This window comes from Pseudoalteromonas sp. TAE79 (genome assembly GCF_000498015.1).
In the GTDB taxonomy this organism is placed as follows: Bacteria; Pseudomonadota; Gammaproteobacteria; order Enterobacterales; family Alteromonadaceae; genus Pseudoalteromonas.
Genome location: NZ_AUTL01000151.1, coordinates 64,347 through 81,527, shown reverse-complemented (window position 1 = coordinate 81,527; position 17,181 = coordinate 64,347). Strand labels below are relative to the sequence as shown.

The following is a 17,181-nucleotide window of genomic DNA, read 5'->3' as shown; positions in this document are numbered from 1 at the left end:
GCTAATAAAGCCAGTAAATAAATCTTTATTTTTAGTTACTGGGCTATAATTCTTGCAATTAGTGCTCGTCTCTAATTAACTTAACCTAACATTAATGTTTAGGTATTGTTATGTTTGAACGGGCATTGCAAAAGTTTGCTAAAAGTCATTACTTTTTAGCTATAGGTTTGTTTTTTAGTCAGTTTGCTTTAAGTGCGAATATTGAATTAGTAATAGAAGATCAACACGGCCAAAAGTTATCAGGTGCTGTGGTTGAGCTTAATATTGCTGGTAAACAAGCCACACCATCAAATTTGCCCATTGCTATAATGGATCAAGTCCATAAGCAGTTTTTACCCGAATTATTAGTTGTACAACAGGGTCAAAAAGTTAACTTTCCTAACAGCGATAATATTCGCCATCATGTTTATTCTTTTTCACAAGCTAAGCCTTTTCAACTAAGATTATATTCAGGCCAACCAAAAGAGCCCATTACGTTTGAGCAACAAGGGGTTGTTGTTTTGGGGTGTAATATACATGACTCTATGGTTGGCTATATTTATGTAGCTAACAGCGAATTCGTATATAAAACAGATAAAAAAGGCTATGTAAATTTGCCTATTAATACACTGCCTGCACAAGTGAGTGTGTGGCATCCATTACAAACAGCACCATTGGAGAATAAAAAAATGATAACAATTAATTCTCAAAAACAGTTACAGATAACAGTAAACACATCAACTCCAGCACCCAGAAATACCTTTGGTAGTAAGTTTAAGGCTGGTAATGACTAATAGTTTACGAAATCGCATAACCATTTTATGTGTTGGCTTAGTGTCATTAACCACTATGGTCAGCTTGTTTAGTTTTTGGTGGTCTACGAGTAAATTTCAAGAAGAAAAAGTAAATCAAGATATTACCGTAGCGCAAAATGTTTATAAGCAATATTTAAAGTCAAAAGAAAGCCTACTGTTAACCGCTGCAAAAGTACTCACCTCCGATTTTGGTTTTAAGCAAGCTGTAGCAACGCGAGATGCAGGTACAATCAGCAGCGTGTTGTTTAATCACAGTCAGCGTATTGATGCCGAATTAATGTTGTTACTTGATTTATCGGGTAAGCTAATTTCCGCCAATACTGACGAAGACGTTTTTGCACACAACTTAAAGCCCTTGATGGAAGAGCTTTTAAGTGCGCCAGAAGAGTCTAGTTTTGTGGTGCTTAATAACGAGCTGTATCAAATTATTTTATTACCTGTAAAAGCGCCACGTACAGTAGCCTATAGTTTGGTGGGCTTTAAAATTGACGACAATGTAGCCCATGAACTAAAAAGCTTAACAGGCATGGATGTAAGTTTTATAGGCAGTGCTGACGATATTGTTATTAGCTCATTAGCTAATCGTCCTGAGCAATTTGAACCTGTTAGCTATTTTAGTACCGTAACCACATCGCGGTTTTTTGGTGAGTATTTAGTGTTTCGTAACCGAGAAATAGATTTACCATCGTTGTTGACCCATCCCATAATTATTTTGCTGAGTGCCGATTTAACACAAAGTTATAGTGATTTCGAAAAACTGCTTTTTACACTTATTATTTTAGCTATTTTAACTATGTTTGTAGGTGTTATGACAAGCAGCATATTTGCAAATAATTTAACTACGCCACTTACTCAACTAGCTGTAATAGCAAGGCAATTTGCACAAGGGAATTATGCTTTTGAATTTAAAGGCCAAAGGCAAAGTACCGAAATAGACACGCTAGTCGCAGCGTTTGATAGCATGGGTAATGATATTAATCAGCGCGAGCAACAAATTAGCTTTCAAGCCCGTCACGACTCCCTAACAGGCTTTTATAACCGCTCAGCAATGCTTGAGGTGCTTGATGATGAGTTAGATTCATCAGCCGAGTACACGCTCGTTGCAATAGACATAAAAGGTCTTCGCCATATAAACGATAAGCTCGGTCCGCGCATTGGTGATGACTGCCTAAAGGCCGTTGCTTGCAGAATAAGTGAGTTTTCGGATGAGTTAGGGGGCTTTCATGCCCGTATTGGCGGCGATGAGTTTTTAACTGTGTTTCCGACTGCGGCAGCGCGTGAACACAAAAGCGGTATTGTTGGCTTAATGGCACAATTACAAGCGTGCTACACCATTCAAAAACTAAAAATTAACTTACGCTTTAGTGCAGGCATTGTGCAGTATCCTACACAAGGTATTGCAAGTGATGACTTAATGCGCCGTGTGCTAATTGCAGTTGAAAGTGCTGCAAACACACAAGAGAGCATACATTACTATCAAAATGGCGAAGACGAAGCGCACTTAGAGCGCTTAATAATGCTTGATGAACTAAAGCAGGCTATTAGTGATGACGATGGTCAATTGTTTATGACTTATCAGCCAAAATTACATTTGAAATCGCAAAAAATAGATAAAGTTGAGTCGCTTATTCGCTGGCAGCGAAAAGATGGTAGCTGGGTTAATCCTGAACTGTTTATTGACTTAGCCGAGCAGTCGGGGCTTATTGTTGAGCTTACTGGGTGGGTTGTTAATACGGTTGTAGCACAAGTAGCTGATTGGCAGTCTAAAAATATAAACTTACAGGCTGCAATAAATGTATCTGCGCAAGATATAGCATTTCCGGGCTTTCACGCTGCATTAGTTCGCACGCTTAAAAAGTACAAATTAGATTCTAAGCTGATCACTATTGAGCTTACTGAGCGCGATATGATCGAAAACGAAGAAAAAGGTATTAAAGCGCTCGAAAACCTAAAGGCAATTGGCGTTAAAATATCATTAGATGATTATGGTGTAGGGCAAACATCACTTGGTAGATTAAAAATGCTGCCTATTGATGAGCTTAAGCTAGATAAGTGCTTTATCCTAAAACTTGATGAATCGCAAAAAGATCAATTTATAGTGCAATCATCAATTACGTTGGGGCATCAGCTAGGTTTCTCGGTTGTAGCTGAAGGGGTTGAAACGCTTGGCTCATTAAATTTACTTAGAGGCATGCAGTGCGACCATGCACAAGGCTATTACTTAAGTAGGCCTTTAAAAGCAGAACTATTAGAAGAATGGCTGGAGGAATACTATGCAAAAAATTAAATACTTATTAGCAAGTTTGTTTTTAATAGTTAGTGTGCCGAGCATTGCAAGCAATGGAAAGCTGCTAGCTACGCCGGGAGTTTCTCAAATTGAAGGCAGTGGCGGCGGGGGGATTGTACCGTGGGCACAACTTGCTGGGTACGCAAGTGATGATGAATTTTCGGTAAATGGCTTTTGTAGTCGCGCAGATGTAACCGACTACACACTTGACGTATGTGGTGCACAACTTAATTTATTTAATCGTGTTGAGCTTAGTTATGCCCAACAGCGCTTTGATGTACCAGCACTTGATGCTGAAATAGAGCAATCAATTACAGGTGCTAAAATACGTTTGTACGGCGATATTGTTTACAGTGATTGGCCACAGCTTAGCTTAGGGATTCAGCATAAATCACTAGATGATGGCAGTATAGCAACACTTGTAGGCGCAGAAGAGACTAGCGGTACTGACTACTACCTCGCTGCTAGTAAATTACATTTAGGGGCTATTGCTGGCTATAACTGGTTTTGGAACGTAACTACACGATACAGTGAAGCTAATCAACTTGGTCTACTTGGTTACGGTGGAGAAAATACTAGCGGAAAAGTATTATTTGAAGGCAGCACAGCTATATTTTTTAGTCGCGAAATAGCCGTAGGTGTTGAGTATCGTCAAAAATCAAATAACTTAAACTTAGGCGAACAAGATTGGAAAGACTTATTTGTAGCGTGGATGCCTAACAAGCATGTGAGTGTGACTGCGGCTTACCTTGATTTAGGAAGCATTGCAGGGGCTGACGATCAAACAGGTTGGTATTTATCGGTAACAGGGTATTGGTAATGAAAAGCGTTGGTATTTTTTTGATTTTTTTAGGGTTGCTTAGTGGGTGTGCAAATTCTACTAAGCTCTCACTTTATCAAAAGCTGGATGGTAAAGCGGGGATAGGCAGAATTGTTGATAGCTTTATCTATCAAATAGGCAATGACGAGCAGATAATTCATTACTTTGAACACAGTAATATAGCGCATTTCCGCCAAGGATTTATTAATCATATGTGCATGTTAGTAGAGGGCCCGTGTACATACGATGGTGACTCTATGGTGGCAATTCATACTGGTATGCATATTACAGAGAAAGATTTTAATCATGTTGTTGATTTGCTTATAAATGCAATGAATGAGCAAGATGTTAGCCATAGCTTACAAAACGATATTCTTTCTAGAATGGCGCCACTTCGTGATGAAATTATAAAAATGTAACTATAAAGCTTTCAAAGTAATTATTAAGTAAAGGGAACCTTGCTTTGATTGCATTGTCCACATAGAATTATTTCATAAAAACAACAATTGGCAAATATAGCTTGTATGGCTTATCTATTTATTTCTCGCAAAAATGTACACGCAAAATACTATAAAAAAATAATCAAAAGATTGTCGATGAATTGCCAATTACACATCATGGGAGCGCCTAAGCTTTCTGCTGTGAAATATTTAATAGATGCGTTCCAAGTTAATTTTACTGGTGTAGTCAACTCTCAACTAAAACGTAAAAGAGCACGTAATACAACTTGGAATAATTCTATCGTTACTGCGGTTTATAGTGCTGGTTTAGTTTTATTTGAACGATTACGATACGCCAAGTATTTAGCCTTATTAACCGAGACTAATCCTGAATACATTGTCATTTGGAACGGCAATAAACTTCCAAATACAACCGTTGCTATGGCTGCAAAAGCATTAGGTGTAAAGCAGTTTTATTATGAAAATGGTTTACTACCCGGTACAAGCAGTTTAGACCCTAATGGTATTAACTATAATGCGTCGTTAAGCCGTGACCCTTCTTTTTACCTAAATTTTGACCCACAAAATAAGTTAAACTTTTCTGCGCCGGATTTAATTCCAAGAGCTGATCATAAAAAGCGCTGTGAATTTGAGTGCGCCGATGTGCCAGAACGCTATATATTTGCGCCTTTTCAAGTACCTCACGATACTCAATTAGCTAGCTTTTCTCCGTGGATAAACTCTATGGACATGTTTTACGACGAGGTGATTAAAGCCGTCAAAAGCTTAAATGATCCAAGTTTAAAAGTGGTTTTTAAAGAGCATCCGTCGTGGCATAAACATTACGCTCATCTTTATGAAAAAGATCCGATTGCAATTTTTGCTAATGGAAATCAAACGAGTGATTTGATTAAGTGCGCAGAAGCCGTATTAACGATTAATTCAACGGTCGGCTTAGAAGCATTACTGCTAAATAAACGAGTTTTAACTCTTGGACAAGCCTGTTACAACATTGAGGGTTTGGTAAAGCATGCGAGCACTGCAGAGCAGCTTGCAGCAAATCTGAACGAAGTAATGCAGGGCTGGCAACCAAATACATTATTAAAGGATAAGTTTTTTAGCTTTATTGAACATGTATATTGTATTCCTGGCGTTTGGAAACACACTGAAGATAAACACATTAAAGCGATTGAAGCGCGTTTTACGGGTAATGATGAGTTTGCTAAATATCATGGTGATAAGGAATCGTAGTGAAAAACCTAATTAGCTGTCAGCAATTACACGATCAACTTAATAATCCTGCATTAGTGATATTTGATGCAGGTATGCTGCGCCCAGGTGTTTTGGGTACTTATTCGCCGCAAGCAATGCTGCCTAACGCTAAACGTTTTGACATAAAAAACGAATTAGCCGATAGATCAAATCCCTTACCAAGTACGGTATGCAGCGAGCAGCAGTTTACCCACGTGATGCAAAATGCAGGTGTAAATAACGACTCGTTTATAGTTGTATACGAAGATGGCGGTTTATTTAGCGCGGCAAGGGCGTGGTGGATGTTTAAAGCTATGGGGCACCACAACGTAAAAGTACTCAGTGGTGGCCTTAAAAAGTGGTTAGAGAGCGGTTACGCCACACAGCAAGGTTATAGCAAATCGTTAGGTAAAGGTGATTTTACGGCAAGCTATAATTCTGAGTATTTTATCAATAGCCAACAAGTGGTTGATGCAATTGATGAGCCCAGCACTGTATTGTTAGATGCACGTGCTTATAAACGTTTTACAGGCGAAGAAAGTGAACCCCGAAAAGGCATGCGTAGCGGGCATATCCCAAATAGTCGCCCGTTACCTTTTATGGATTTACTTAATAAAGGTGAAGCCAAACCACTTGCCGAAATTAAAGCGATATTTAATGACGTAATCGGTGATGTGCAGCAGCTACAATTTAGCTGTGGCTCAGGTATTACAGCGTGTGTTTTAGCGTTATTTGCTACCGAATGTGGTTACAGTAATTTAAGTGTTTATGATGGCTCGTGGAGTGAGTGGGGCGCAAGTGATTCATTGCCCATCGCCACGGGAGAAAAGCAGATGTGTTGTGGGTTTAGAGCTTGCTCACGTTAAAGCCGCAGCGCCTCTAAACCTCTTTGTGAATAATTGCATTTAAAAATATTACTCACAAGGAGAAGTGAAAGAGATGAAAATGAGAAGATAAAAACCAGTGCTTACTCGTATTTGAATACTATTTTTATACAATCGCTTACTCTAAAAGCGCAGCGCCTTTAAACCTTTTTGTGAATAACAGCATTTAAAGTATTACTCACAAGGAGAAGTGAAAGAGAAGAAAATGAGAAGGTAAAAATATGTTTGCTCGTATTTGTATTAAATAGTTTTTACTTTCTAAAACCATAAGGGCAATTTTTACAACCATTTTTGCAGCACGAACCACGCTTTAAAAAAAACCACTTACTAAATACCATGTAACCACTTTGCATGGTGTAGTCGAGCCCTTCAATTAAATTGTCGTTACCTCTAAATTGCTTTGCAAAGTCTATTTGGGTTTTAATAGGTTGTGCATAAACACCCTCTAAAAAAGTATTTATTTTATTAAGCGTGCACTTGCGGCATAAACAACTTGTTGCTGTGATATCAAGCGGTAAAATAGCCGGCAGCTCATTGCACCAACACGCTGATATATCGTCTACATTACACGTTAGAGTACTGTGGCATTGAGTACAGTTAAGTTGAGTCATTATAATTCTTTTTAGTAACAGTGAGCCAAGAATAACAAATATTATGAATACACAAAAAGCATTAGCTGAATTTATTACATTTGGTGAGCAAAGGGACGAAGCTATATCGGTTATCGTTTCAAGCCCTGCTGATAGCAATAAAACTCATTATACTCTCTCAACCGAGGTTTTAATTGATGTGCTTAAACGCTGTTTAAGTAACGAAATAGACTTAGATGATTTAGAGCTTTGGGCAAACGTAATTGAATCGCGAGATGATATTGATTGTACTGAGCATGAAGGTTTTATTTATGCACTCAGTAATAGTGAGCAAATGGGAGAGCTTAATCATCAAAAGCTTGCTCAAATAGTTGCGTTAGTAAAAGTTTAAAAAGCGAGGTGTAAAACCTCACCTACAATATGTGCAACCTTGTAGGTGCGAATTTACTTCGCGCTCATGTAACGTGGCTTTGGTGTTTAAAAAGTGAGGTGTAAAACCTCACCTACAATATATGCAACCCTGTAGGTGCGAATTTATTTCGCGCTCATGTAACGTGGCTTTGGTGTTTAAAAAGCGAGGTATAAAACCTCACCTACAATATATGTAACCCTGTAGGTGCGAATTTACTTTGCACTCATGCAATGTGGCTTTGGTGGTTAAAAAGTGAGGTATAAAACCTCACCTATAAAAAACCGCACTTCAATTGAATGCGGTTTTTTAAATTGAGGACAACCGTTTTAAGCGATTATTTATGATATCCCAAGCACGTTTCTACTTCGTTTTTAGAACCTAAAATAACGGCTACTCGCTGGTGGATTGCATCAGGCTGAATATCCATAATACGCTCGGTACCGGTTGATGCGATACCGCCAGCTTGCTCTACTAACATAGCCATTGGGTTTGCTTCATAAAGTAGGCGTAATTTATTTGGCTTTTTAGGATCTTTGGTGTCGGTAGGGTAAGTAAATAAACCGCCACGGCTAAGCACGCGATGTACATCGCCCACCATTGCTGCAATCCAGCGCATATTAAAGTTTTTAGCGCGCGGGCCTGTATCGCCTGCTAGCAAATCATTGATATAGTTTTGCATAGCTGGCTGCCAATGGCGTTGGTTAGACGTATTAATGGCAAATTCGTTTGTATCAGCAGGGATTTCGGCAAAATCTTGTGTAAGTAAAAAGCTGCCTTGTGTTTTATCAAGAGTAAACATGCGCGTGCCTTTACCTGTAGTCAGCGCAAGCATTGTTGATGGCCCGTAAAGTACGTAACCTGCAGCAACTTGCTTATGGCCGGGCTGCATAAATATGCTTTGATCAGCAGCGTCAGNAATAGAAAATATAGTACCCACAAGTGAGTTAATATCCGTATTTGACGAGCCATCTAATGGATCAAATGCCACTATAAATTTAGCGTCTGGGTTACCTGCTACTGTGTAGTCTTCTTCTTCAGAGGCGATTGCTTTAACCGTACCTGATTCCAGTAAAATATCTTTTAACAGCTGATTAGATAATACATCGAGCTTTTTTTGAGTTTCACCTTGAATGTTTTCATCAAGGGTTGAGCCTAATACGCCAGAAAGCGCGCCTTGACCAACGCGAAACGAAATTTCTTTACATGCCGCTAAAACTGTTCGAATTAATGATAAAAGTTCTCTTGAACAACCATCTTCAAGTAATACTGGAGGGAGTCTACGCATTCTATTTTCCTGATAACGTGTTAAAACCAATCATAATGTGAGAGAGATTAGCTTAGAGCGCTGAAATTCGTCTTAAATAACTGTATTGTTTAAATAGCACCCTATAATGGGACCACCTAATCGTACTTAAAACACAAATAACAAAGATAAGATTATGAAAAAAATACCACTACTAAGTTACATATTCTTTACTGTGCTGTGCTCTATCATAACTCAAGCGCACGCAGCAATTAAGTCAATTGATGAATTTACTACGCAAATGAATCATTTTCCGGGCTATTATTCGTTTTTTTACGATACCCAAAAGGGAAAAGTATATTTAAAAGTTGATAAGTTTGAACAACAATTTTTACTGCAACAAAGCTTGCCTTACGGTATTGGCTCTAACGATATAGGCCTTGATAGAGGTCAGCTTGGTAATACTCACCTTGTGCAGTTTGAGCGTTTTGGCGACAAAGTAATGCTGCGGGCTGTAAATACTTACTATCGTGCTAATACAAGTAACAAGGCTGAACAGCAAAGTATTAAAGAAGCGTTTGCATCAAGTATACTTGCTGGTTTTAAAGTGGTTGCAGAAGATAAAGCCACAGCACTTATTGATTATACGCCTTATTTATTAAGTGATGTACATGGCGTAAGCCGCACACTTGCTGCACGTAAGCAAGGCAACTTTAGCCTTGATGAATCACGTAGCGCCGTTTATATGAATCGCTCAAAAGCATTTGTAAAAAACACTGAGCTTGAAGCCGTACTTACATTTAAGGGCACAAAACCAGGTGAATTTGTTCGCCAAGTAAGTGCCGACCCTTATGCGCTTACTGTTCATATGCATCATTCACTTATTCAATTACCAGATGATAACTACACGCCTCGTAAGTTTAATCCGCAATCAGGTTTTTGGAGTATAGAACATAAAGATTACGCAGCGCCGCTTGGTGACTCTATGTACGTGCGTTATATACCGCGCCATCGTTTAACTAAAAAGGATTCAAGTTTACCTATTAGTGAGCCTGTTAAACCAATTGTATATTACCTTGATCCTGGCGTACCAGAGCCCGTTAAAAGCGCTTTGCTTGAAGGTGGAAAGTGGTGGAACGACGCATTTACTGCTGCAGGATATAAAAATGCATTTATAGTAAAAGTGCTGCCAAGTAGCGCCGACCCTATGGATATTCGTTACAACGTCATTCAATGGGTACACCGTGCAACGCGTGGTTGGTCATACGGTAGTTCTGTAATTGACCCGCGTACAGGTGAAATACTTAAAGGGCATGTAACACTTGGCTCATTGCGTGTTCGCCAAGATATTTTAATAGCTGAAGCACTCGCTGCTCCTTATTTAAAAGGCAATGAAGTTGCTAAAAACTTGCAAGCAATGGCGCTTGATCGGATTCGCCAATTAAGCGCGCATGAAATTGGTCACACGTTAGGTATTGCTCATAACTTTGCGGCATCGGTAGGTGATAGAGCTTCTGTAATGGATTACCCACATCCGCTACTTAGTTTTAATGAACAAGGTAAGCTTGATGTAACGCGCGGCTATGCAACAGGCATGGGCGTGTGGGATACCCAAGTAATTAAATATGGCTATAGCGATTTCACTAACCAAGATGAAAGCGCAGAACTTGCTGCTATTTTAAAGGAGAACAAAACTAAAGGCCTTGAGTTTATATCAGATAGTGATGCTCGTGCTAAAGGTGGCGCACATCCAACAGCTCATCTATGGGATAACGGCACTAATCCTTCTCAGGAGCTTTTACGAGTACTCGACGTACGTAAAAAAGCGCTTTCGCAGTTTGGTATTAATAATATTAAAACGGGCGACTCATTATCGCAATTAGAGGAAAAACTAGTTCCGCTTTATCTGTTTCACCGTTTTCAGGTTGAGGCTGCGGTTAAGCTTATTGCCGGTGTTGATTACGAATACGAAACACGCGGTGACTCACCCGTAAAAGGTGCGCAAGTGGTTGATAAAAAAATGCAACAAGAAGCGGTAAACGCTATTTTTGCAACGCTTAAGCCAAGTAACTTATTACTTCCTGAATCGGTACTATCACTTATTCCACCAAAAGCATACGGCGAGTCTAAGTCGCGCGAGAGCATAGTTGGGCGCACAGGGTTAACGCTCGATGCAATGGCATTACCCGAGGTTGCAGTGCAGCACAGCTTGTCGCTTTTATTAAATGCACAGCGTTTAAATCGCTTAGCGCAGCAACAAGCACGTAGTAATGACTTTTATAGTTTAGATGAGTTACTTGAGGAGCTATATGGCCAAGTGTTTAACGCGTCATCACCTAATACGATGACAGGTAAAATAACTCAGCGCGTGCAATTTTTAACTGCAAAAGCCATGGCTGATTTAGTAGCAAGCGATAGTGCAAGCCCTGAAGTACAGGCGCAGTTACGTTACTACTTAGTTAAGTTAAGTGAAGACTTTAACCAAAACTCAATGCTGAGCCATACAAGTACTGGCGAGAGTGCGTTTAAGCAATATTTAGCTGAGCAAGTAAATCAGTTTTTAATTAAAGGGCAATGGCCAAACAACTTTAAAGTGCTGCCAATCCCACCGGGCTCACCAATTTAGAATAAAAAGTAGAAGCGCTTATTTTAAATCAATCATTTAATCAATTACAAAGCAAAACACCGAGTATATTTATACTCGGTGTTATTTTATTCTAAAAACGAATACGTACTCTAAGACTTTATTTGCACTAAATCGTAATCGGCCATACCAGGTACTATTGCCTGTAAGCGAGACTCGGTTACATCGAGTGCATTTAAACATTCGCAATACTCAGAAGCCTTAAGCTCTAATTGATGCGCCTTTTTTTGTAGCGATTTATCAATTTCTCTTGAGATAATATCCATGCGTTGCCCCATGTCGTTAATGCGATCTTCTATATTACCTTCACGCGATTTAAACGCATCGCCAAGTGATACCAAAATAGCACCTAACGATCCATGAACAGCAGAGTGAATTTGCTGGCTGATCTCTTTAGTAAAAAAATCATCTATTTGCGAAAGTGATTGAGGGGCTATAAAAAAGAAGTCATCTCCGCGCTTAAACTTATCCATTAGCGCGCGCTCTACATACTGCAATTGTGTTTTAAGTACTTCAGGTTCTTTGTCTGACATACCTTCAACTACGTGTTCAATAGCGCTTAAGCCTAAGTTAACACCATCGGTAGCAAGGTTTACTAATTCGGGGACTGTGTGGCGAATACCATTACTAAACTGTTCGAGTACTTTGCTTTCGTCATCGCTTAAATCAACCCAATAACCGCGAATAAACAGTTGGTTATTGTTATTAATTTGGACACGAGTTTGGCCTTTATCTAATATGCGAATTGCATCGTCAGTAATAATTAAACCATGACGTAATTCAACATCGCATTGGGCTTGAGCAAAGACACTAGTGCTTGAGAGCGCTATGGAAAACGCCAATATCGAACGAGATAGAAACGCCATAAACACCTCAAAAAGACTAAAATGGAAGGCGAGTAGGTTAACAAAAAAACAACTTTATGCAAGGGAAAATAAACCTATCAACTATCTCACAGAATAGTTGTATAGAGTGCAGCTTGAGTTTTTAGATATGGTTATGTTGGGCAAAATCAACAGTTCAACAAAGGGCTTAATATATAGCTAGAGAGGGTAGAAGTGGCTCATAGTAAAATAAGAACACGTGGTTTTTAAATAAAGTTTAAAAAGGTACAGCTATTTATATCAATTAAGCTTAATAGCCGACTCTAAATTTACTCTGGAGTCGGCTCAAAAGACTAAAAACTAAATATTTAGTGTGAAACCACTATTAAGCGAATTGCATCAAGTTGTAACTGCGTTTTTTCAATATACGTAGTTAGGTCGTTACGTTGCTTATCGTAGAAGGTAATTTCTTCTTGGCGAATATTCGGATTAATTTGCTTGAGGGCAACAAGTCGCTCTTGCTCTTCACTGAGTGATGTTTGCATTTTAGCAAGTGACGCTGCGCGAATAACTTCAAGTTTTTCTTGTGCCATATCTTTAGCGGTAGTGATCATCGGGTGAACAGCGCTTTGCAATGCACCGGCAAGCTTACTTGCTGTTTGGCGGCCAACGGCTGATAACTGCTGATTAAAGCCTTCAAATGCCACGTTTTCACCTAGGTTATTACCTGCTTTATCGAGCAATATACGAATTGGTGTAGGCGGTAAAAAGCGACCAACTTGTAATACTTTTGGTGCCATTGCTTCTGCAACAAAAATAAGCTCAACAAAAAAGGTACCAGGCGGTAACTTTTTGTTTTTAAGTAATGCTACCGATGCGCTACCAAAGTCGTCGTCACAAATCATATCCATGGTGCCTTGCACCATAGGGTGATCCCAGCTGATAAAGTGTACGTCTTCTTGCGAAAGTGCCGTGTCGCGATCAAAGGTAACCGTCATACCGTCTTCTTTAAGCGATGGGAACGATGCATTTAACATATGTTCCGTTGGCTTTAAGATAATGGTGTTTTCGCCTTTATCTTCTTGGCTTACGCCAAATGTGTCAAACACGTTGATCATGTAGCTTGGCAATTCAAACTGGTTATCGAGTTTTTCGATATCAGTCACAAGCGAGTCGGCAGCACCTTGACCCGATGAATGTAGCTCTAGTAAACGATCTCGTCCGCTTTCCATTTTTTTACGCAGTACCGCATTTTGTTGTGCTACTTGCTCAAGTAATGGATCGAGTTCGTCTTCATCGCAGTTATGCGCAGAAATATATTCAAGTAGGTCATCACGGAACTCTTTATAAAGCATTTGCCCAGTTGTTGATGTAGATTCGAATGCATCTAGACCTTCGTTATACCAACGTAGCAGTACTTCTTGAGCGGTGTTTTCAAAATATGGCACATGAATGTTCACATCTTGTGTTTGACCTATACGGTCTAATCGACCAATACGTTGCTCGAGCAAATCTGGGTTTAGTGGTAAATCAAACAACACTAAGTGATGCGAGAACTGGAAGTTACGACCTTCTGAGCCAATTTCTGAACACAGTAATATTTGTGCATTATCGTACTCGTCTGCAAAAAATGCAGCAGCGCGGTCACGCTCAATAATCGACATGCCTTCGTGAAATACCGACGCTTTAATTGCTTCACGTTCACGCAGTATTTGCTCAAGGCTGATAGCTGTTTCAGCTTTAGCACATATAAGCAGTACTTTTTCGCGCTTAAGCGTTTTAAGAGTGTCGATTAACCAATCTACACGTGGATCGAATAAACCCCAGCTTGCGCTTTCGCCTTCAAATTCTTGAAATATTTTTTCAGGAAACAGAGCACGGTGTGCACTTAGTTCAGGGTTTTGAATGCCGCCCATGTTACCAAGAACCGACATAGCCGTTTTATACTGCTTTGGCAATGCCATTGGGTAGGCGTGTAATTTACGACTAGGGTAGCCATCAATGCCGCTGCGACTATTTCTAAATAATATACGACCTGTGCCGTGGCGATCGAGTAGCATGTTAAGTATTTCTTTACGCGCTGGTAAATCACCTTGCTGTGCTTTTTCAAGAATATCAGTAATGTCGGTTTCTTTTAATAGCTCAATTAGCGTGGCTTTGGCTGCGTCGTCCAGAGCTTGCTCTTGCAGTAATTGATTTGCAGCTTGCGCTACGTCTTTATAATTTGCTTCTTCTTCTTTAAACACGTCGTAGTCGTAAAAACGATCCGGATCGAGTAATTGTAAACGCGCAAAGTGACTGCTGTGACCAAGTTGATCAGGCGTTGCTGTAAGCAAAATAAGGCCCGGAATATCTTGGCTAAGCTCTGCCATACGTTGGTACTCAGAGCTTGGCTTGCCGTTATTGATACTTAGGTGATGGGCTTCATCTATTACTAAAAGGTCCCAATCAGCAAGCGTTGCTTGTTCAAACCAACGTTTTTTCTTGGTTAAAAACTCAAGGCTGGTAAGTACTAGTTGCTCTGTATCAAATACGTTTGGAGAATCTGCAAACGCTTCGTCGCAGCGCTCTTCATCAAAAATAGAAAAACGTAAGTTAAAGCGGCGTAGCATTTCTACTAACCATTGGTGCTGTAAGTTTTCAGGCACCACAATAAGTACGCGACTCGCACGGCCACTAATAATTTGTTGATGTAGTATCATGCCCGCTTCAATTGTTTTACCAAGGCCTACTTCATCTGATAAAAGTACGCGTGGGGCAAAACGTTTACCCACTTCTTGTGCAATATAAAGCTGGTGCGGAATAAGATTAGCACGCTGACCAATTAAACCTTTAATAGGCGATTGTTCACGTTCAAATTTATGTAACCACGTTTGGTAGCGAAGTGTGTAGCGATCAAAACGATCTACTTGGCCTGCAAATAAACGATCTTGTGGTTTATTAAATTTAATAAAATGATCTAAAAAGGTTTCTTTAAGTTTAGCCGTTTCGCCATTATCAACACGGGTGCCGTGATAACAAAGTAACTCGCCTTGTATTTCAATAGACTCTACTTCTAATTCCCATTCTTCAACGCTTTTGATCACATCGCCAGGATTAAATGCCACACGGGTAACAGGTGCTTCTGCACTAGAATAAACACGGTTTTCACCACTGGCAGGAAATAATATGCTGACCTGACGGCCTTCAATGGCAACAACGGTGCCTAATCCTAAATCTGACTCTGTATCACTGATCCAACGCTGACCTAAGGAAAAATTCATGTATGTCTCGTCTATGATGAAAAAGGCGGCTATGTTACCTGTAAGCTAACACCACTGCAAGGCGCTATTTGGCTCACTTTTAATTAATTTTGTAAGTGTTAATTATTACTATTAAAACAGCTTGTTTATGACTCTTTTTTAGGTAAATCAAAACTAATTACAGTTTGTAATAAAACGGACTTTTATGACAAATAGACTAAACTTACATTATGCCTTAGCAATTAAGTATTGCAGGTTTAAGTTTTGCCCGTTTTACTTAGTTATTTTGGTATAGCATAAAAATCATAAAACGTAAGGAAAGTGCTATGGAAAAAGCTTCGAACCTTGAAAGTAAAATGTATGTGCTAGATACCAACGTACTACTTCACGAACCACTCGCTTATTTGTCTTTTCAAGAGCATGACGTTGTAATTCCGATGACGGTGCTTGAAGAACTTGACCATATAAAAGACAGAAAACACGACGTAAGCCGTGATGCGCGCGTCGCTATTCGTGGATTAGATGAAGTACTTAAAAATGCAACGCCCGAACAAATGCTACAAGGCGTGGCGCTGCCGAGTAACAAAAAGGCAAAAGCGAGCTCTGCCGGTACCCTCATTATTGTAAACGACCATTTATTTGCCGACTCCATCTCTGGTTTGCCAGGTAACGAAAATGACCATCGTATTATCAATTGCGCCGTGTACTTACAAAAGCAGCACAGTGATTCAAAAGTAATACTTGTTACAAAAGACATAAACATGCGTTTAAAAGCTAAAGGCGCCGGGCTTAAATATGTTGAGGATTACCGTACCGATCAACTTATTGACGATATAAGCCTACTCACTAGTGGTTATAAAAAAATTGAAGGTGATTTTTGGGATCATGTAGGGGAGTGTAATACGCAGCAACACGGACGAGATACGTTTCATCATGTGCCTAAAAACTTAATACCTGATGTATTTTGTAATGAATATTTACTTGATGGAGGGGAGCAGTTTGCGGCGCGCGTTAAATCGTACGATGACGAGCACATAACGCTCAAAGATATTGGTGTTGAGCGTTTAATGCATCAACAAGCATGGGGTGTTAAGCCCAAAAATATTTATCAAGGGATGGCATTAGATGCACTACTGGATACAAGTATTGAGCTTGTTATTTTAACAGGACCAGCAGGGTGTGGTAAAACCTTGTTAGCACTTGCCAGTGCCCTTGAAATGGTCATCGAAAAAGGTATTTACGATAAAGTAATAGTTACCCGTAATACGCCAGAAATAGCAGAGTCTATTGGCTTTTTGCCAGGCACGGAGGAGGAAAAAATGGCGCCATGGCTTGCAGCTATCACTGATACGCTGGAGGTATTGCACAAAGGCGACGAAAATCCAATATCGAGTCGAAATTACATAATGGAGAAGGCTAATGTACAGTTTAAATCGGTTAACTTTATGCGCGGGCGTAGCATTCAAAATGCAGTGGTAATTTTAGATGAGAGCCAAAATTTAACGGCATCTCAACTTAAAACGATTATTACTCGCTGCGGCGAAGGTACTAAATTAATTTGTACAGGTAACTTGGCGCAAATAGATAGTAACTATTTAACGCCAGTAACATCGGGCTTAACCTACATAGTAGAGCGCTTTAAAAACTTTGAAGGCAGCGCAACAATAAATCTCAACGGTGTTGTACGTAGCCGCTTAGCATCATTTGCAGAAGAAAATTTATAACTTGCGCTTAACAAATTGGCTCGATA

At 39.7% G+C, this 17,181-nt stretch carries 13 protein-coding genes; 9 read left to right on the top strand and 4 right to left on the bottom strand.

The genetic code is table 11. From position 1 onward, the window contains the following. Positions 1-110 precede the first annotated feature (110 nt). From L655_RS0111320 to L655_RS0111295, 6 genes are all read left to right on the top strand, one after another. Complete coding sequence (locus L655_RS0111320; protein WP_004335512.1) at positions 111-773, top strand: methylamine utilization protein; 663 nt, start codon at positions 111-113, stop codon at positions 771-773. Continuing rightward, positions 766-3,081, top strand: a complete 2,316-nt coding sequence (locus L655_RS0111315) for an EAL domain-containing protein (protein WP_024605087.1) — start codon at positions 766-768, stop codon at positions 3,079-3,081. Before L655_RS0111320 ends, L655_RS0111315 begins: the two co-directional genes overlap by 8 nt. Continuing rightward, a complete protein-coding gene (locus L655_RS0111310) occupies positions 3,068-3,901 on the top strand; it encodes a DUF3034 family protein (RefSeq protein WP_024605086.1) in 834 nt (277 codons plus the stop codon). The genes L655_RS0111315 and L655_RS0111310 overlap by 14 nt, the downstream gene beginning before the upstream one ends. Then, positions 3,901-4,320 (top strand): group 1 truncated hemoglobin, encoded by a 420-nt coding sequence (locus L655_RS0111305; RefSeq protein ID WP_024605085.1) that lies wholly within the window; start codon positions 3,901-3,903, stop codon positions 4,318-4,320. Before L655_RS0111310 ends, L655_RS0111305 begins: the two co-directional genes overlap by 1 nt. A gap of 177 nt (positions 4,321-4,497) precedes the next feature. After that, the gene (locus L655_RS0111300) at positions 4,498-5,592 is read left to right on the top strand and encodes a capsular biosynthesis protein (RefSeq protein ID WP_240915897.1); all 1,095 of its coding nucleotides are present in this window, start codon (positions 4,498-4,500) and stop codon (positions 5,590-5,592) included. Continuing rightward, positions 5,592-6,458, top strand: coding sequence for a sulfurtransferase (locus tag L655_RS0111295; protein WP_024605084.1), 867 nt, complete (start codon positions 5,592-5,594; stop codon positions 6,456-6,458). The genes L655_RS0111300 and L655_RS0111295 overlap by 1 nt, the downstream gene beginning before the upstream one ends. Before the next feature lie 269 nt (positions 6,459-6,727). Here the strand turns inward: L655_RS0111295 and L655_RS0111290 are convergent, their stop codons facing one another. Beyond that, entirely contained in the window at positions 6,728-7,087 is a 360-nt protein-coding gene (locus tag L655_RS0111290) for a DUF5522 domain-containing protein (protein ID WP_024605083.1), read from the bottom strand. A gap of 43 nt (positions 7,088-7,130) precedes the next feature. Between L655_RS0111290 and L655_RS0111285 the strand changes: the two genes are divergently transcribed. Further along, positions 7,131-7,457 carry a hypothetical protein gene (locus tag L655_RS0111285; protein ID WP_004335492.1) on the top strand — a complete coding sequence of 109 codons (327 nt, stop codon included), beginning with the start codon at positions 7,131-7,133 and terminating at the stop codon, positions 7,455-7,457. Positions 7,458-7,812: 355 nt separating this feature from the next. Here the strand turns inward: L655_RS0111285 and L655_RS0111280 are convergent, their stop codons facing one another. Next, positions 7,813-8,763, bottom strand: coding sequence for a class 1 fructose-bisphosphatase (locus L655_RS0111280; protein WP_024605082.1), 951 nt, complete (start codon positions 8,761-8,763; stop codon positions 7,813-7,815). 154 nt (positions 8,764-8,917) lie between these two features. Here L655_RS0111280 and L655_RS0111275 point away from each other — a divergent pair, with 154 nt between their 5' ends. After that, positions 8,918-11,347 (top strand): zinc-dependent metalloprotease, encoded by a 2,430-nt coding sequence (locus L655_RS0111275; RefSeq protein ID WP_024605081.1) that lies wholly within the window; start codon positions 8,918-8,920, stop codon positions 11,345-11,347. 110 nt (positions 11,348-11,457) lie between these two features. On the opposite strand, the gene L655_RS0111270 is transcribed toward L655_RS0111275, so the two are convergent. Together L655_RS0111270 and rapA are read right to left on the bottom strand one after the other, a co-directional pair. Next, positions 11,458-12,231, bottom strand: coding sequence for a YggN family protein (locus L655_RS0111270; protein WP_024605080.1), 774 nt, complete (start codon positions 12,229-12,231; stop codon positions 11,458-11,460). A gap of 326 nt (positions 12,232-12,557) precedes the next feature. After that, the gene (gene rapA / locus L655_RS0111265) at positions 12,558-15,452 is read right to left on the bottom strand and encodes an RNA polymerase-associated protein RapA (protein ID WP_024605079.1); all 2,895 of its coding nucleotides are present in this window, start codon (positions 15,450-15,452) and stop codon (positions 12,558-12,560) included. 305 nt (positions 15,453-15,757) lie between these two features. On the opposite strand from rapA, the gene L655_RS0111260 reads away from it, so the two are divergent. Next, entirely contained in the window at positions 15,758-17,155 is a 1,398-nt protein-coding gene (locus tag L655_RS0111260; RefSeq protein WP_024605078.1) for a PhoH family protein, read from the top strand. Positions 17,156-17,181 lie beyond the last annotated feature (26 nt).